We start from the raw sequence: 19,029 nt of genomic DNA, 5'->3' as shown, positions 1-19,029 counted from the left end.
CCTATTTGGAATAGTTACATCAAAACACCTCACAAGAGATGTTAAATTAAAACTCAATATTGAAATTGATTATTTGCCGGTGGCAGCCTTGCGTTGCATTCCGAAGAGTTCGCGCAGGTTATCGAAATCTTTACGATAAAGGATACCTACTCCTTGAGTATAAGGAGCTTGACCTGTATAGAGGTCAATAGAAGTATTGGTTCTATTGAAAGCTTTAACCCTGAATCGGCCATCCTCAGTTATTTTCACTTCCACATTCACATCTCCAATCCATTGATTGGAGCTTTGGCTGTTAGCGATGGTATTAGAGGTTGTCATCCCAAAGGTACCATCAACAACTACTCTATCGTTGAAGAATTGTGTAGACAAAGCAAGTTCCAGTTCCTGGGCTGACATTTGGTCTCCTGGCCGATAATTCACACCAACATCAAAATCTTTAGAAATCTGTGACAGCCAGTTATTTAGTTGATTGCTGATGATACTGAAGGAAGAGATACCCAGTCCTGTTGCCGTAATATTTGAGGACTCACCTGAAGAAGTAAAACTGTTCAGAAGCAGCAGTGATATCATTTGTTGATTCATTGCCACTGAATTGGAAGTATCAATTGCACCAAATACCCATCGTTGTGTTTCCGCATCAGCGTCGGGCATAGCAATACTAAAATGAATGTCAGGATTATACAGACTGTTGGTAAGGGAGATGACACAATCGACCGGTATTCTTTTACTGGTGGCTTCAAGCGGAACAGTACTTAATCCAGCCAGGTTCGTCTTGATTTTATAAACGGCCTGCAAGTTAATATCGGCATCGTATGGGCTTCCATTAAAAGTAATGGTACTTCCTTTCCTGATCTCAAAAGTTCTGCTGAATATATCCTGGAAATTAAAAAGGAAGGAGCCTTTATCCATCACATATTGCCCATGCATTGAATAATTCCCTTTACTATCGAGTCCCATATCCACAGCTCCGTCACCTTTAACCTTAATATTTCCCATCCTGTATGGCAGTATGAGCTCAAGGTTAGCATCTTTTGAAACATCCAACTCCAGGTGAAGACTTAAATTGGAAGGTTCCGGAGGTGGACCTGCTTTTGGATCGTCTTTACTTTCCGTGTTGACGTAATAAATGTAATCGTTCTCCGCAATAGTTACATCTGTATTGATAGGAATAAAGACATCAGTTCCTTTAACCGATCTGGCCTGTACCGATAGTTTAAGGTCGTTAACAGGCCCTTTCAATTGCATTTTACCATTAGCCCGGGCCTTCCCATAGTACATTTCAGCGGGAGAAAAAGTAGTATTTAACACCGTTAGATTATTGGATACTACATCGATGTCAAGAAACCAATCTTTAAAGGCATGATGGCTGATTTTTCCTGATGTTGAACCGGTATTTCCAACAGAATCGGCAACATTAATATTTTCAAACCACATCAGGTCCTCGGCAAAATTGAAATCACCAGTGAAAGAATAGCTGGTTCTCAGATAATCAATCATCAACTCGGAACGCATAAGTTTGACTTTCCCGGTAAGGATCGGGTTCTCAAATGCACCGGTGAGAGTAAGATCTCCGGAACCGTAGCCTTTCATTCGTGAAAATAGCCCTATAAAAAAAGGCTGTAATACTTTCAGCTTTATGTTATCAACTTTCACACTGATATCAAAATTATTCTTAGATCGTTCAGTATAAATTGCCCCTTTAGCAAGCAAAGGATAATGAACTCCTGCATTCCCCTGGTAAACAATTCGGGTATCCAACATAATGGCTTTCTGGGTATTATCCCATGAAGAGTTAATTTCGGCATCACCAAGGGCTTCATGGTTAAATCCCAGCTTATTTACCAATAAGGATGCCTTTATGAGAGGAATATGGAAAACATCTGATAATGCAAGCGTTCCATTCACATAACCATCAAAATCGATTCCCCATGGCCTGGTATACAAATCCAATTGTGATATGTTGAAATGGTCTAACCTGATAAAGAGCTGGTCAAGAGGGTCATCTGTAATCCTGCCATCAATTGCTATAGATTGATATTTACTGGCAATTTGTAAATCCATTACCTGAATGGATGTAGTATCTATCAGAATTTTATTACCCGCTTTAATGCTCCATAGTGTATCGTTAATATTTATCCCTGCCGAATCAAGGCTTAAGGCAAGCATGGGGTAAGAACTAAAGCTGAGAGATCCTCCAAAATCAGCCCTGTTTTTATCAGCAGTATCAACATCATTCCATACCACTCTGAATTTTATGGTATCATTTTGAGCAGTCGAGAATAGTTTAAATTGCTCAAGGTGCGCATCAGGCGTTTCTTCGTCATCATCCGAAAGAAGGGTAATATCACGGCAGTTCATTTCAACTCCCAATTTCCCACCTTCGGAAGCACCTTGAAGAGACCAGTCCTCGAAAGTGAATCCATTCAGCCGGATTGAAGGGGATCGTCCATTTACATTGACCAGGCCTTTAGATGGGTCAAAGCCGCCAGAAACTACAGTATTGGGATCAATTTGCAATCCCGGTACAAAAATATCTGTCAAAGGTTTGGTGTTCCTGAGTTGAATGGTATAATCGAAACTCCCTTTTACTTCACGGGGGAGTGATGGGGAAACCAGTGCAATGGCAGGCAGATAATCCGTAAACACCAGGGTGAGATACTCAGTAAGGTCATCAAATGTATATTGACCGGAAAATACTGCATCGGCAAAATCTGACTTAAGTGTCATCCTTTTCCCATTGTTACTCAATGATTGAGTAAGCAGCATCAATTGATTCATTACAATGGTATGTTTATTTTCTACATAAACGGTATTCTCAAAATTCAGCGAGCCCATTAAATTATCCAGTGTATTGCCCCTGAAATCCAGATTCATATGTGTAGATATCATGGAACTTGAATCTCTCTCCCAGAGATTTAGTTTAGTCAGCATGGCATTTCTCAGGTCTGCCTGAAAATTAAAAACCGGCAAAGAATCAGAAATATCAACCATTCCATTGAAATCAAGGTTGATCAATTCATCCTGCAGCAATATCTTCCCGCTGAATTTCTGGCTATTGAAACTGCCGTCGATAGAGAGTTCATCAAGTTCGTTGCCTATAAGCCAGAACTGATCCACCTTACCTTTTACTGTTAAATCAGCTGTTTTGGCAGAAAATCCTTTACCATTCACGGAGGCATTCAGATTCAATGTCCCAATTTCTTTTACATTAAAAACCTTACCCAGGTCAAATCCAGCTGCCTGAAGATGTCCGTCATATTCGATCCTATTATCTTCATGATTTTTGCTTAAAAGAATATCGGTTGTTATGACACCTGCATCAGTATAAAAAGTAGCATTAGAGACAAAATCGTTAAAGAAGCCGGTAAATTTCCCGACGATTCTAACTGAACCCAGTCTTGTTACTTCAACCGGTACTTTAATGGATTCTAATCCACTGGAATAGGGAAGTGTAAAAGACTGAACATCCTTGTAGTCTGTTTTAAATTCATTCATCCTTAAATGAATGAATGTCTCTTCTATATGTGGCAGTCCGGTCATTTTAAGGCTCCCTGAAAAGGCAGTTCCTTGTCCATAGGCAAGTAATATTTCCTTACCGTTGAACGATGAAATAGTCCCATTAAATTTCCCGGAAAGTTTCACTGATTCATCCATTCCATCCAGTTCGGGGGCAAAGCAAACCAGATCTCTCAGGTCAAGTTGTGCCTGTTTGATATTAGCCCTGATATTCACACTATCAATAAAATCGTTGAACCCATTCCAGTTATGATATTGCAATTTAAGGTCAAGTGAAAGTTTGCTTTTATCAGTTGTAATCAGAAGGCTATCTGCGATAATTTCCCGCGATGTTACAAGTACGCGGGTTGAGAAGTCTTCCAGCGAAAATCCGCATTTCTCTTTGGCTGTCAATTGCTTGATTTCTGCTGCAATAGAATCTCCATTAATATTCAATCCCCTGATGTGAAGGTCAATTCCGGCGATATCCAGATCATCATAATCCATGCCTTTTCCCGGAGAAATCCTTTGTTCATTCCTATAACGAAACCGGGTATCCCTGATATCAACTTTTTTACAGCTAAATACCCAGGGTTTGGAAGCAGTTGAAATCGTATCCTTGGAAGAGAAATAATCCAATAAGAACTGCAAATTCAGTTCATTGGAATTCTCATAATAAACCAGGCGGACATCAGCCCCCTGCAGATTGACTGAATTAAGTTTAATCCTGTGTTGTTTCAGATCAAAGTCAGGCATCCCTGTTGAAAGGCGATGGAACTTTATAACCGGCATTTTTCTTTTGTCGAGAATATTCACATCAACCAGGACAATCCTGAGAAACCAGCTGATATCAAGTCCTCCCACCTCAACTGTTGTATTCAATTCAGTGGAAAGGTAGGAAGCAACGCGGCTGGCAATGTAGGTCTGAACAGGGGTTGTACGAAATAAGGCATAGAGGAATACAGGCAGTAAAACAACTGTCAAAACAATCCAGGTCGCTATTTGCTGTGCTTTTTTAATAATTTTGCAGCTTAAGATATCTGAGGATAGGCTAAAATGAATGCAGGTTTATCCTTTCACAATGTCCAATAATTATGCCTGTCTATATACTGGGAATAGAATCTTCTTGTGATGACACTTCAGCCGCTGTGTTAGATGGCACTGTAATGTTATCGAATGTCATTGCCAATCAACAGGTTCACCAGGACTTTGGAGGAGTTGTACCCGAGCTTGCATCGAGGGCTCATCAGCAAAACATCATACCAGTAATAGATAGAGCACTTAAGACTGCAAATGTACATAAAGAACAGCTAAGTGCCATTGCTTTCACGCGTGGTCCCGGACTTCTTGGGTCATTATTGGTTGGAACATCCTTTGCCAAGGCGTTATCCCTGGGGTTGAACATTCCATTGCTTGATATCAATCATTTACAGGCACATATTTTATCTCATTTTATTCAACCAGGTCATGAGCAAAAGAAGGTTCCTGCATTTCCTTTTCTGTGTCTGACAGTTTCAGGTGGTCATACGCAAATTGTGGAAGTAAGCGACTATTTTGAGATGAAAATCATTGGAAGTACTATTGACGATGCAGCAGGTGAAGCTTTTGATAAAACAGCCAAAATATTAGGACTCCCTTATCCAGGGGGGCCATTTATTGATAAGCATGCCAGGGAAGGAAATCCTTCTGCCTATAAATTTTCAAAACCAGTCATTCCCGGCCTTGACTATAGTTTCAGTGGATTGAAAACTTCGTTTTTATATTTCCTCAGGGATCAATTGAAAAAGGATACGGATTTCATTACGAATCATCTGGCTGACCTATGTGCTTCCATTCAGTCAACGATTATTGAAATTCTCCTGGAAAAGTTAGTAAAAGCCTCAAAAGAAAGGGGAATCAGGGAGATTGCAATTGCAGGGGGTGTCTCTGCCAATTCCGGTTTGAGGAAGGCGCTGCTGGATCTTGGAGAATTAAAGGGCTGGAATGTTTACATCCCTGAATTCCAGTTCACTACGGATAATGCAGCTATGATAGCCATAGCCGGCTATTACAAATTCCTCACAGGCCATTTTACCGATCAATCTGCTACGCCCTACTCCAGGGGAGGGATTTAATACTATTAGCGGTAAATACAGAGGTATGATGTATCAGAATCACATCGTACTTCAAATGAAACACCTTTTGGAACGATGAATTCTTCAAAAGGTTTATAAGCCTTCCATTCAATTTCACCAGGTAATTTCACCCACAATTCCCCGGAAGTGATCGTCATATATTCAATGGATGAAGTCCCGAAAGTGTATTCGCCTTTTGCCATTACTCCAATGGTTGCTGGATCTCCATTAGCAATGAAAGCTATTGACTTCACCTGACCTTCAAAATACTCATTAGTCTTAAACATAATGTCTGATTTTTAGAAGCTGCAAATCTATTAAAGCTATTGAAGACAGTAACAAAACTTATAATTATTTTATGTATTGATATAGCGCTACGATGGGGGAATCGCCGGAAAAACAAAATCCCCCTGGAAAAAACCAGGGGGATCTGAACTAAAAGAATATAAAAAAATGCAAAAAAGTAAGGATGTTGAGTATATTGTGTTGGTAATTACATTTTTAACAGAAAAAAAATCTCCAAATAGAATTGAATTAATTAATGTAAACGGATCGCCGGGAATATTAAATAGCCGGGCAAAATATGAACCTTTAAATTCTCTTACAAGAAGAGAAAAATCAGGAACGGAATATTAACAATTCGATAAGCAGTGTTCTGGAAGAGAAACTTATCATACGCCGGCGATACCGTTTATTCCAAAAACCAACTCATCCTATTGGAAAAATATTTTCTGTAAGCAAGGAACGAAAAAATCAGATGCTTAATTAGTGCTGATTATCCACTATTTCATAGTATAAATTTAAGCAAGAAAGTTATGTTCCCTACTTTGAAAGCGGGAACTTTATTATTCTGTAATAAATTAGGGAGATTCTGTTAAATGCAGGTGAAATTCCGTTTTGAAAATAGATGAATTTCAGATAATACCTGAGAACATATCAAGGATATCCTGCTTTCTGTCCCTTGCAATGGGTAAAACTGTCCCATTTGACATGATGATTTCACTGGGAATTTTCCTGATTTTGGATACATGGGCTTTATTGACAAGATAAGATTGATGGATTCTGATAAAGCCGAAAGATTTCAGTTTTTCTTCGAAATATTTGAGATTATGGGTATCTGTAAACTTCATCTCAGCACTTCTTGGGTCTAATTGAAACAAGTCAGTATAATTCCCATCAGCTTTGCAGTATAAGATCGATTCCACATCCACAAGTTTATATTCATTGTGTTCTGTAACAAGTATCTTATTATTCTTTTGGAAACTATAGTCTGATATTAAGCCTAATCTGCGTTCATTATCAATAATCTGGGCCATTGCCCTCTCAATAGCTTTACTCAATTCAACTCCATCCACTGGTTTCATCAGGTAATCCACGGCATGAACCTTGAAAGCCTGAACTGCATATTTATCGAATGAGGTGATAAAAATGATATGAAGATCCCGATATGGCAATTTCTGTAGCATCTCAAAGGAGTTCATATCTTCAAGTTCAATATCCAGGAAAAGGATATCAAATTTTAAGGTTGGGAGGTGTATCAGCGCTTCTGTTCCTGAAAAAAATTCTGCTACTACCTTGACTTCAGGGCAGTAAAGTGACAGATTCCTTTTGAGGATATCATGATGAATCGATTGATCATCAATAATGACAGAATGAATCATGGAATTTAGAAGAAATTTTATCAAAAATAAGCAATTTCCGCAACAGGATACAAACCTTTATTTAATGACTTCAAATCGTTCAGGGAGTCCTTCTTCAATGGAATTGAATATCCTGTTATAATGCATCTCCCTTCTTGGATTTTCGGTATCCTTGATGTTTCTTCTTATGTAATCATTCATGAAGTAGTCGAATAGCATATCCGCAATTTTTTTAGCAGAACCGGATGCCATAGAATAAATATCTTCAAGACCGATTTTAGCCCTGTCATCATTAAAATAAAATTGTCCCCTGTAATACTCTAGTGCTACGTTCATATTCTGCTCATCTTCGATGAAGCCACTTAAAAACAGTAATTGCCTGGCTCCGAGAACGGTATTCACCGGACTTACTTCCAACCAAGAATTCAAAGAAACTGTGTAGACCGGGTATTGCATGCTGTATTCCTCATCATCATCGTTGTATCCATAGACAACCGAAGAGGAATAATCCTCTTCTATCTGAAGTTGTGCCAGGGAAACGACCCATGAGGGCTTTGGGGAGGAAAGGAATTGATCAAGTTCTTTATCAAGAGATACCTGATAACCCATTTTGAATAATTCCTCAAGTAAAGAATTGGTAAATGCTGACAGAAATACTGAATCAGAAATATACTGAACGAATGTGGAGGAAAAATAAGCCACGGAATCTTGCTGTTCCGGGTCAGGGTACAAAGACTCATTAATATAAGCCCCTGAATTCAATTTATAGAGAAAATCAGTAGGTGATACCAATACGCCTTCCCCCTTATGATTCCTGATGTACTGGCGTGCCAGTTTATGTTCTGCCGTACAGGAGGACAGCAAGTACAATAAAATCAGGAATACCAGAACATTACTGTTCATTGATATCTGCAAGCATTTGTTCGGCAAATGCCTTTCCATATTCAACACATTGCTTACTACTTTCCCCATGAGGTGTAAACTTAACAAATACACCCTGTCGGAAGTATTTTAACTTCAGGTTCAGGAGATTTGATTCCATCATTTTAGAAGCCTCACCACTCCATCCATATGAACCAAAAGACCCTGCCAGCTTTCCTTTATCACGCAATGGGTTAATGGCTGCAAATAACTGGTATACCGGCATCAGAATATTCTGATTTATGGTAGGAGTACCAACAATAACTCCCGTGCAATTCATCATATAATATTCGATTTGCTCATATGACATCTTTTCAATATCATGCATTTCGATGTGGATATTAGCAACCTCCCTGACTCCATCAGCGATTAGAGCAGCCATATCCCTTGTGTTATGATAGGCACTCACGAAAGGGATGAAAACCATGGGTTTCTCACCTAGTTTAACTGCATCGAGCGCCAGTTGTTCAGTCCAGTCGACATATTTTTTCCAGTGTGATCTGAGGATCGGGCCATGGCCAGGGAGTACGGCATTAATTTCAAGAGGCCTGATTTTGGCAATGGCTTTCAGCATAAAACGGCTGAAAGGTTTAAGGATCACATCAAAATAGTATTTGAAAGCGTCATTCCAATAACCAACCTGATCATCATACATTCGGCTGTCACAATAATGTGCCCCAAATGAATCGCAGGTAAATAGCAATTTATCTTCTTCAAGGTAGGTATAAATGGAATCAGGCCAGTGGAGATTTGGGGCACCGATAACGCGGATATGCTTATCCCCCAGATCAATCACATCCCCATCCTTAACCTGAATATGAGGGAAATCGTGACCTAACATATGGCCCAGGTACCTGATGGCATTGCCGCTGCCTACTACTTTAGCGTTGGGGGCAATTGCCAATAACTTCTTTAAGCCACCTGAATGATCAGGTTCAGTATGATTCACGATGATAAATTCCAGCTCAGAAGGGTCACAAAAGGTCTTAAGTTTTGCAAGAAATATGTCGAAGTATTTATCTTTTACGGTTTCAACTACGGCTTTGCGGGTAGCGTTAATAAAGTAAGAATTATAAGTAGTTCCGTAGGGTGTATGCATTACGATATCAAAAGTTACCAGTTCGCGGTCTAATACACCAATCCAATGAACATCCTGAGAAATGGGTAGTATCTTATTATCATTCATAATTGTCTATTTTTTTTATTTCCTTAATCAGTTTTACTCTAATTATGGCCATTTTTAAAAAAGTGTCATTTGCACAGGGGTGCCTGAGTCATCCTCTTCATCATCGGGGAAGTCAGGAGGTGGTTTAATGGAACTTTCATCAATCGGACCCGGGACCAGGTGAGTTTCATCTTCATCAGCCTCAACTATCTCATCTGCTTCCTGTATATCAAGAGCTTCATCTTCGTCTTCATCAATTTCATTATCTGTTTCTACAGGCAAAGGTTCAAGCCATTCAAATGCCAGCAATGGTGCATTTCCGATCCGCTTTCCTTTTGCTTTCACACCCATAAGGTCAACAAAGGTCTCCAGCTCAATGGTTACAGGGGTTTCAACAGGTTTCTTCAAGCCTTCATTATTGAAATCAACTTTAAGAACAGGGCGATGGACGGTGACTACTGCTTCCATTCTTATACCCTCTTCTTCAGGGAGGAACAGCGTTTTTTTATCAGTCGCTTCAACAAGGAATCGTTTTGCGAACCAAGCATTTTTCGAAGGGCTGAAGTAGATGGCAGTGACAGGTTTTTCGGGGATGAACTTTTCAATGATGATCATATCTTCATCGAAGTGGTTCGAAAGGTCAAATGTCATGAGCCTGAAGTGCCCTGTTCGGGTAATTACGAGTATGCGGTCATCTTCCTTGAAGGCTCCAAGTTTCTTCCCCCTCATATCTGTATTGATGCGCATCACTGTATCATCATACCATATATCCCTGGCTCCCAGTGTTGAAAATCCTTTTTCAGCCTGGATAATCTTTTTCACCGCATTCTTACTCAGGATATTCCCCTGGGAACTCCTGCCTTTTATTGTGAGTTCAGCAAAGTCGAAATCAAAATTCAGTTTCTTTAATCGGGGTTTAGGTTTAAGAGTAACCCTGATTACTTCTGCCTCACCGTTTTCGTTTGCAGTAAAATAAATGATTTTTGAACCAGCAGTACCTTTGGTGATGGCGTATTCCTTATCGCGAACGATGCCAGTAACTGCAAAACGTTTTACGTAGATTGCACCCATCCTGCCATCCTGATAAGCTACATTATAAGTGGTTCGGTCATCATTTTTCTTGAAAACATCGATATGGATAACATTCTTACCCACGAAGACTTTTTCAGCCACTTTAGATACGATAAAGGTACCGTCTTCTCTGAAAACGATAATGTCATCAATATCTGAACATTCCCTTACGAATTCATCCTTTTTCAGGCTATAACCAGCAAAACCTTCAAGCCGGTTGACATACAGTTTCTGAGTAGCGGCGGCAACAGCAGCAGCTTCTATTGATTCAAAATTCCTGATTTCCGTTTTCCGTTCTTTTCCTTTCGCATATTTTCGTTTAATTTCCTCAAAAAATGCGATGGCAAATTCAACAAGATGTGCAAGGTTGAAACGAACTTTCCGGATTTCATCCACAAGATGCATCATCTGTTCATCTGCTTTTTTCACATCGAAACGGGTGATATTGCTCATTGGCTTATCGATGAGGCGCTTGTAATCCTCATTTTCAATAGGCCTGTAAAACTCACTGAAGTAAGGCTTGAATAGCTTATTCAATACCTTACAGACATTTTCAAACGAATTTGCATTTTCATAATCAGGATTTTTGTACATACCATCCTGTATGAAAATTTTCAGCAAGGAACTGAAGAAAACTTTCTCTTCAAGTTCTCCCAGTTGAAATTCAAGTTCTGTTTTAAGAATATGGACCGTTTGCCAGGTGGATATTTTCAGTATTTCTGTTACGCCAATAAAAACTGGTTTACCATCCATAATGACACAAGCATTCGGAGATTCCGAGCGCTCGCAATAGGTAAATGCGTATAATGCATCAATGGTTTGATCAGGGGATACACCAGGCAGAAGATGAATCAGAATTTCAACAGTACCGGCTGTATTATCATCAATTTTCCTGATTTTTATTTTCCCTTTTTCATTGACTGCGATAATACTTTCGATAAGATCTCCGGTAGTCGTTCCAAATGGGATTTCAGAAATAACCAGTGTTTTTTTATCCAGCTGGCTTATTCTTGCACGAATTCTGACCCTTCCCCCACGCAACCCATCATTATACCTGGAAAAATCCGCCAATCCGCCGGTAGGAAAATCAGGCAATATCTCGAATTCTTCCCCTTTAAGTACACAAATGGAGGCATCGATGAGTTCAATAAAATTATGGGGCAGTATTTTTGAGGCGAGACCTACGGCAATCCCTTCAACACCCTGAGCCAGCAGCAATGGGTATTTAACAGGTAATGTGACTGGTTCCTTATTTCTGCCATCATAGGAAGCTTTCCATTTCGTGATTTTAGGATTAAAGGCTACGTCCAGTCCAAATTTTGAAAGTCTTGCTTCAATATATCGGGGAGCAGCGGAGCTATCCCCTGTTAAAATATTTCCCCAGTTCCCTTGGGTATCAATCAACAGATCCTTTTGCCCCAACTGAACCATAGCATCACCAATAGAAGCATCACCATGTGGATGGTATTTCATGGTATGCCCGATTACATTGGCTACTTTGTTATAACGTCCATCTTCAAGTTCATACATGGAATGCAGGATGCGACGCTGAACCGGTTTTAGTCCATCTAATACTTCAGGGACAGCCCTTTCAAGAATTACATAGGAAGCATAATCCAGAAACCAGCTCTGGTACATTCCCGGCAAGTAAGTAATATGATGCAATGCCCCGACCTCTTCTACTTCTGGTGCAGGGAAATCATCCAAATCCTGGTTATCCTGCGACAACTCCGGATTCGTTTCTTCAGCTTCGTTTTCAATTTTTTCGTCTTCTTCCATGATGAAGAAAGGATAATTTAATTATGTAAGCGGTTGTTGATTATAAGCTATGCTGTATTTTCATTTTCACATCATTTTTGCATCCAGTTACTTCCTCCAAAATCGGAGTAAAAGGATCTCTGCAAGCAGGAAAGCCAATGCAGCAAACACAAAGTATTTCCATAGCCGGGTTCCGAAATTCATTTCTTCAATAACTTCATTCAGAGGCTTATGAGCAGATTTCAATAGGTTAAAGGATGCAGGTCCGATCCTGGAAAATGAAGCTTCAATTTCATCATTGGACATACATTCAGGGTTGCTTTCATCCCGGTTATAGTTAAAAGCAATTGCGCTAATTGTATCTGACTGATTGATAAGCAGATAATGTCCTGCAACTTTCACCTGGTCATTAATAAAAATATCGGACGATGAACCTGCGCGCTTTTGTTCAGGGATCATTTCAAATTTGCCATTCCAGGATCTGATTTTGAACACATTATCTCCATCAAGAAAGGCCATGTTCAGATGAATGGCATCATTTCTCCCTATTGTATAGGATAACTTCATTGGTGGCCTGCTGATAAGTGCTATATTATAGAGTGTCGGGACAAATAAAGCCTGTTTTGGGAAATTGCTGAAGTCACTATTCAGTGTAGTGGCAAACTGAAAAACTTGTCCGGATAAAGTTTGTGTAACAGTCAGAAAATCTCTTCCGTTCAACATTTTCATTAAGCTCTGAGTTGCATTGGCAGAGGATGTGACAATCGGGAAATGCTTTGACACTGAAGGCATTTCAGTATTTTCGGGCAAGGACTTTACCCCGGCAGAAGTTTCAAACACATCTCTATAAACCGGGTGGTCCTGGTTGAGCCTGGTTACCATAGTATTTACAGTATCCAGAGCAAGATATGAAGGGCATTTTAGAGATGACAGGAATGAATTATATGAATTCAGGTCAGGAGAAGATGCCGGAATGATAGCAATTGACCCTCCGTTTTGAATGAATCGGCTTAATTCCTGCATCAATCCGCTGGAAAAAGCCGGTAATTCATTAAGAATAATCAGGCTATAGCTGGAAAGCTTTGCGTAGTCAAGTGTTTTCTCCAGGATATTTGTTAGTAGAAGCGTCGAATCCTGTGAAAAAAGTGTGTTAATAAACTTATTTTCATCTTTGCCATTAATGGAAAGCACACTCAACGAGGATGTTACATTGAAAGAAAAGAAGAACTGATCATCATAGGTAAGTGGGTAATCCACAATTTGAACAATTCCATAATGTAAACCGGCCGCAGAATTATTGAATGGTATCCTGAGGTTCCCGGAAGCACCAGCTTTCAGATCAATACTGGCAACAGCTCTTTGTCTCCCGTCAATGTCAAGTTTTACCGGTATTTTTTCAAGATCTTTCCCTGATTTATTGATAATTCTGGTGTTAAGGATGGTGGCTTGTCCAACTTGCTGGAGTGGCAGGTCGAACCAGCAGGAATCGATAAAAACATTAGATTGAATATTTGCATTCACAGGTACAAAATACACATTCAAGGCAGTGTCGGATACTGAACCCATTTCTTTGTAAGAAGACTTTTGGAAATCAGAAATGATAAATGCATTTTTTCTATCTGTATTTCTTTCAGTGAAAACATCCTGTTGTCTGCTTAAAAGCTCCGCTATTTTTCTGGAAGATGGAGAAGGTTTAACTTCTTCGAGAAGGGTGAGGAATTCATCACGAGTCATGAACCGCTGATGACGGCCTTCGAAATCATTTGTAAGTAATTGAAAATTATCCGAAGCTTTATATGCTGCAACTATTTCTTTAGCTTTCTGTTTTGCCTCATCCAATAAAGTTCCGTTACTTCCAACGGCTTCCATGCTGAATGAATTATCAACAAAGACACTTATGTCATTTTTAGCTGCAATGGCATTATTATCAGGAGAATGAGGGATATAAGGCTGGGCAAAAGCAAGAACCAGTGCAGTAATTGCAAGAATTCGCATCAACAGAATAATCAGATGCCTCAATTGGGAACGTTTCTGGGTTTCCTGTTTGAGTTGCTTTATAAACCTCACATTGGTAAAGTACACCTTCCGAAATCTTCGAAAATTAAAAAGGTGTATTACGATGGGAATACTAATGGCAAATAAACCAAATAGAAAGGCCGGGTTTACAAAATGCATCCTAAGTTGTTAATCACAATGAAGCATCAAATTTAGCGAATTCAGGCGCTTCAAAAAGGATTTGTGTATAAGTTTTGGGAACAATTCCATGAACATAAAGAGTACAGTTGATTTTTAGCTGGGTTCAATCCCAAAATCAAATTAGTTGTACAGGTATATGCCATGAAAATTGAGAAAGCCCTTGATCCTGAGTACAAGGGCTTTCGGCAGACGTAGAATGTTAAGGGTTACTCTTATCTAACCTTATTTTCATTCAATATTTAAAGATATCCAGTTCCTGTCACCTGACAAAAAATGATCGATGGATCACTCTGTTAATTTGGTGAAATTGCCTCAATGTACGTTGAAATCAATGATTCCATTTCACCGAATTATTGTGATCAGTAAAACTCCTGATGATGAAAAATTATCGCGGATTATGAATTGGAAAAGGCCAATAACGGCCTGGGATGCTATATTTTAATATTGAACAATTGTTATCAGCCCTTTTTTAAGGTAAAAGCGAATGTGGAACCCACACCAGGAGCTGATCTAACATTAACAGTCTGATCGTGGGCTTCAATGATATGTTTTACGATGGCCAGTCCCAGGCCTGAGCCACCCTGACTTCTGGAACGATGTTTATCTACCCTGTAGAACCTTTCAAACAGACGGGAAATATGCTCTTCTCTGATACCAATACCATCATCGGAGACTTCGATGAGTACATTTTCATCCATCTCGTAGAAACTCACCTTAGTGCGTCCATTTTCCTTACCATACTTGATAGAATTATCGATCAGGTTGCTTAAAACTTCACGAATTTTCTCCCTGTCAGCAAGTACTGAATATTCCCCATAATGATCATTACCAAGTATGAGAGAAATATTGGCGACAGATAATTTAGGTTCTAGAAACTCGAATACTTCTTTAGTTAGAGTAACCATATCGAAACGGGAGATAACAGGTCGGGCTTCACCAGATTCAAGTCGGGAAATAATTTCCAGATCCTCAACGATAGTGATCATTCGTTCAATATTCTTCTGTATTTTTTCGAGGTAATCCTGGTTAATTTCCGGATCATTCATTCCACCATCGATGAGTGTCAGTGTAAATCCTTGCAGGTTAAACAAAGGTGTTTTTAACTCATGCGACACATTTCCCAGGAATTCCCGGCGATAGGTTTCAAGTTTTTTTAGTTCATCGATTTCTTCACCTTTATCATGAACCCACATCATTACCTGTTCATTTACAGAATTGATGATATCCCCTTTTATTGAAGCACGCAGTTCTCTCTTTTCATCCTTGGTTCTTTTCAGGCTGTGTATTGATTTGAAGATGAGCTTAATCTTATTATAGATAAATGTTTCAAGGAAGTATTTGATGAGAAAGTACTGAGCAACAAAAAGCAGCAATTCTGAAATGATGAGCGACAACCAGGGTAAAGTCAGTCCGGTAGAAAACTCAATAAAAAAATAAGCAATGTTTGACAACAGCAGAATTGCTGCTGAAATAATCACTGCCAGAATCCTTGCATCAGAAGTCCTGATCATGGTATAAACTTATATCCAACCCCTTTTATGGTCCGTATATGATCGCTCCCTGTTTTCTCACGGATCTTTCGGATATGCACATCAATGGTTCTTTCACCGACAATAACATCGTCGTCCCAGACACGTGACAGAATTTCATCCCTGGTAAACACCTTATCAAGTTTAGAAGCCAAAAGGTACAATAATTCAAATTCTTTTCTGGCTAATTGAATTTCACTCCCATTTCTATACACCAGGTATTTTTCCTTATCAATTTGCAAGTCGCCTACATCCAGTATGCCAGATTCATCTTTAGCCTGCTGATGGCGTCTCATCAGGGAATTGACTTTGCTTATAAGCACAGCAGGTTTGATTGGTTTTGTGATAAAATCATCTCCCCCGGCATCCAGGCTGAGAATTTGGGTAAAATCTTCATTCCTGGCGGTAAAGAACACTATTAAGGTATCTTGCAAAGCAGCAATCCTTTTAAGTTCGCGACAGGTTTCAATACCATCCATTTCCGGCATCATGATGTCCAGTAAAATAAGCTTGGGAAGGTTTTGTTCTGCTTTTTGCACAGCATCGCGGCCATTATCAGCTGTGATCACTGTATAACCTTCTTTACGTAAATTATATCCTACAAAATCCAGGATATCAGATTCATCATCAACAAGAAGGATTGTATTGAGAATATTTGACATAAGACTAATCTTTGAAGTAATTTAATACTTTCCTATTTCTTTAATTTGCTGTGTTTTACAATAATGGCATCAAAATAGAAAATCAATTCTTCTGCAATATTGGTAATATGATCACCTGCTCGTTCAAGTTTTCTGATGATAGAAAAGGCATCCAGTAAAGTAGCAGCATCATCAGGTTTATTTTTTAACATTGTGCAGATAATTGCAGGGATTTCTGCATTCATTTTATCCAATTGTTCGTCTTTCCCGAACAATCCTTTAACCATTTTACGGTCTGCTTTTTCGAATGCCCCTAGAGCTTCCTGAATCATAGTCTGGGCTATAAAGAACATTTCAGGAATATGCGTCGTCTCAACAAGTTCTGCAGGCCACTCTTTATCAGCCTTTTCGGCTGTTTTAGCAATAGCATTTGCATAATCGCCTATCCTTTCAAGGTTATAATTAATTTTCAATACAGAGAGCAGGAATCTCAGATCGATAGCGACAGGGTTTTGCAACATGATTATATTTTCGCAATCCATATCGATTTTAAGTTCGAAGGCATCCACCATTTTCTCGTTGGCCCGAACTTCCTTTGCAAGGTCTTTATCCCCATTTATCAATGCCAGTCGAGCCATTTCCATCTGGCTAGATACAAGGTTCCACATCTGGATGAGGTCTTCTCTAAGTTGTGTCAGATTTGAATCTAAATGTGTCATGATTTTATTTCATTAAATTATCACTTTCATTATTTTACTGGTAAAAATCTACCAGAGCAAACCATTTTCCTGATCAACCAAATCTTCCGGTAATATAATTCTGGGTTCGTTCCTGGCTTGGATTCAAGAAAATTTTCTGAGTAAGATCGTGTTCGATGAGTTCTCCGAGGTAGAAAAAACCTGTATAATCGCTTATTCTTCCAGCTTGCTGAAGATTATGGGTAACAATCAGGATAGTGAATTCTTTTTTCAACTCAAATATGAGTTCTTCAATTTTCGCGGTGGAGATGGGATCAAGAGCAGAAGCCGGTTCATCCATGAGTATAAGTTTCGGCTCTACTGCAAGTGCGCGTGCTATGCAAAGTCTTTGTTGTTGTCCGCCAGAAATCGCCATGGCTGACTTTTTCAGATTGTCCTTCACTTCATCCCAGAGAGCGGCTTGTTTCAGCGAACGTTCGACTACTTCATCGAGTGTTCTTCTGTCGTTAACACCATTTACTCTTAAGCCGTAAGCAACATTTTCATAAATAGATTTAGGGAATGGGTTAGGTTTTTGAAAGACCATCCCGATTTGTTTCCTGATTTCATCGATTTTCACTTCACGTGAATAAATATTCTGTCCATCAACAGTGATAAGACCTTCGAGCCTAAAACTGCTGATCAGGTCATTCATTCGGTTAAAGAGTCTGAGGAAGGTAGATTTACCGCATCCTGATGGTCCAATGAGTGCTGTCACCGTATTAGGCTCAAAACTCATATTGATATCTTTCAATGCAAGATAATCGTCATACCATACATTCACTTTCTTTGCTTCAGCCTGTATCATTATTCTATTTTACTTTTATTTCTCTACAAATTAATTGCATCAACGCTGTTATAAAACTCTAAACCCAGATTTTTCCTATGGATTTTTATTTATTAATCCATTTTGACTCTTTTTTGCAAGCGGCGGCGAATAAAACTTGCCGTAGTATTAATAATAAGCACAATTGCGATCAGAACGAAAGCAGTACCATAGGCCATTGGCCTTGATTCTTCCATGTTTGTACCACTGGTTGACAGCACATAAAGATGGTAAGGCAGGGCCATTACCTGATCGGATAATCCGGTTGGTAATTTGGGCAGGAAATAGGCTGCTACCGTAAATAAGATAGGAGCAGTTTCCCCTGATACTCTTCCGATAGAGAGAATGAGCCCAGTAATAATATTTGGATAAGCTACTGGCAGTACAACCCTTCGAATTGTCTGCAGTTTTGTGGCTCCTAAGGCATAACTTCCCAACCTTAAAGAGTCATCCACTGATTTCAGGGCCTCTTCAGTTGTCCTGATTACTACAGGTAAGGTAAGAAGTCCGAGAGTTAGAGAACCCGCAATAATTGAGTCACCGAATTCAAGATAATTCACAAACAAAGCCATCCCAAAAAGTCCGAATACAATGGATGGAATGCCGGACAAGTTATTGGTCATAACCCTGATAAACCTTTTAAACCAGGAATCTTTCAGGTATTCATTGGTATAAATTCCACTAAGAACGCCAATTGGAAAAGCAAATACCATGGATCCAAGGACCAGGCATCCTGTTCCAACGATAGCAGGGAATATGCCACCCTTTGTCATTCCGTCTTCAGGCATAGACGTAAGGAATTCCCAACTGATAACGGAAATCCCCCTAACGGCAATAAACCCCAGGATTGAAAAAAGTATTCCTACGACAATGAGGCTTACCAATCCAAAGGATGTAAATGCCACTTTCTGTATTAATTGCTTCTTTGTCACTTTT

Annotated in this window: 14 protein-coding genes; 2 read left to right on the top strand and 12 right to left on the bottom strand. The window is 39.4% G+C overall.

The window, feature by feature from the left end:
• Positions 1 to 69 precede the first annotated feature (69 nt).
• Complete coding sequence (locus IPH84_13365) at positions 70 to 4,479, bottom strand: translocation/assembly module TamB (protein ID MBK7174190.1); 4,410 nt, start codon at positions 4,477 to 4,479, stop codon at positions 70 to 72.
• Between the two features lie 110 nt (positions 4,480 to 4,589).
• Here IPH84_13365 and tsaD point away from each other — a divergent pair, with 110 nt between their 5' ends.
• Positions 4,590 to 5,609 (top strand): tRNA (adenosine(37)-N6)-threonylcarbamoyltransferase complex transferase subunit TsaD, encoded by a 1,020-nt coding sequence (gene tsaD, locus IPH84_13360; protein ID MBK7174189.1) that lies wholly within the window; start codon positions 4,590 to 4,592, stop codon positions 5,607 to 5,609.
• A 5-nt stretch (positions 5,610 to 5,614) separates the two neighbouring features.
• On the opposite strand, the gene IPH84_13355 is transcribed toward tsaD, so the two are convergent.
• Entirely contained in the window at positions 5,615 to 5,896 is a 282-nt protein-coding gene (locus IPH84_13355; protein ID MBK7174188.1) for a pyrimidine/purine nucleoside phosphorylase, read from the bottom strand.
• 166 nt (positions 5,897 to 6,062) lie between these two features.
• Here IPH84_13355 and IPH84_13350 point away from each other — a divergent pair, with 166 nt between their 5' ends.
• Positions 6,063 to 6,245 carry a hypothetical protein gene (locus tag IPH84_13350; GenBank protein ID MBK7174187.1) on the top strand — a complete coding sequence of 61 codons (183 nt, stop codon included), beginning with the start codon at positions 6,063 to 6,065 and terminating at the stop codon, positions 6,243 to 6,245.
• Between the two features lie 278 nt (positions 6,246 to 6,523).
• Here IPH84_13350 and IPH84_13345 read toward each other — a convergent pair whose 3' ends face one another.
• The 10 genes from IPH84_13345 to pstA form a co-directional block, all read right to left on the bottom strand.
• On the bottom strand, positions 6,524 to 7,270 hold the full coding sequence (locus tag IPH84_13345) for a response regulator transcription factor (protein MBK7174186.1): 747 nt from the start codon (positions 7,268 to 7,270) through the stop codon (positions 6,524 to 6,526).
• Between the two features lie 57 nt (positions 7,271 to 7,327).
• Positions 7,328 to 8,152: a hypothetical protein gene (locus IPH84_13340; GenBank protein MBK7174185.1), complete on the bottom strand. Its 825-nt coding sequence runs from the start codon at positions 8,150 to 8,152 to the stop codon at positions 7,328 to 7,330.
• Positions 8,142 to 9,356 (bottom strand): FprA family A-type flavoprotein, encoded by a 1,215-nt coding sequence (locus tag IPH84_13335; protein MBK7174184.1) that lies wholly within the window; start codon positions 9,354 to 9,356, stop codon positions 8,142 to 8,144. The genes IPH84_13340 and IPH84_13335 overlap by 11 nt, the downstream gene beginning before the upstream one ends.
• Positions 9,357 to 9,410: 54 nt before the next feature.
• On the bottom strand, positions 9,411 to 12,185 hold the full coding sequence (locus tag IPH84_13330) for a DNA gyrase/topoisomerase IV subunit A (GenBank protein MBK7174183.1): 2,775 nt from the start codon (positions 12,183 to 12,185) through the stop codon (positions 9,411 to 9,413).
• 87 nt (positions 12,186 to 12,272) lie between these two features.
• Positions 12,273 to 14,339 carry a BatA and WFA domain-containing protein gene (locus tag IPH84_13325; GenBank protein MBK7174182.1) on the bottom strand — a complete coding sequence of 689 codons (2,067 nt, stop codon included), beginning with the start codon at positions 14,337 to 14,339 and terminating at the stop codon, positions 12,273 to 12,275.
• Between the two features lie 479 nt (positions 14,340 to 14,818).
• Complete coding sequence (locus IPH84_13320) at positions 14,819 to 15,832, bottom strand: sensor histidine kinase (protein ID MBK7174181.1); 1,014 nt, start codon at positions 15,830 to 15,832, stop codon at positions 14,819 to 14,821.
• 35 nt (positions 15,833 to 15,867) lie between these two features.
• Positions 15,868 to 16,551: a response regulator transcription factor gene (locus tag IPH84_13315; GenBank protein MBK7174180.1), complete on the bottom strand. Its 684-nt coding sequence runs from the start codon at positions 16,549 to 16,551 to the stop codon at positions 15,868 to 15,870.
• A gap of 32 nt (positions 16,552 to 16,583) precedes the next feature.
• Complete coding sequence (phoU, locus tag IPH84_13310) at positions 16,584 to 17,249, bottom strand: phosphate signaling complex protein PhoU (GenBank protein MBK7174179.1); 666 nt, start codon at positions 17,247 to 17,249, stop codon at positions 16,584 to 16,586.
• A 73-nt stretch (positions 17,250 to 17,322) separates the two neighbouring features.
• On the bottom strand, positions 17,323 to 18,075 hold the full coding sequence (gene pstB / locus IPH84_13305; GenBank protein MBK7174178.1) for a phosphate ABC transporter ATP-binding protein: 753 nt from the start codon (positions 18,073 to 18,075) through the stop codon (positions 17,323 to 17,325).
• 92 nt (positions 18,076 to 18,167) lie between these two features.
• A complete protein-coding gene (gene pstA, locus IPH84_13300; GenBank protein ID MBK7174177.1) occupies positions 18,168 to 19,025 on the bottom strand; it encodes a phosphate ABC transporter permease PstA in 858 nt (285 codons plus the stop codon).
• Positions 19,026 to 19,029: the final 4 nt, after the last annotated feature.

The sequence above is a fragment of the Bacteroidales bacterium genome (assembly GCA_016707785.1).
In the GTDB taxonomy this organism is placed as follows: domain Bacteria; phylum Bacteroidota; class Bacteroidia; order Bacteroidales; family UBA4417; genus UBA4417.
The sequence above is the reverse complement of the archived record's forward strand: the minus strand, read 5'-3'. Positions and strand labels throughout refer to the sequence as shown.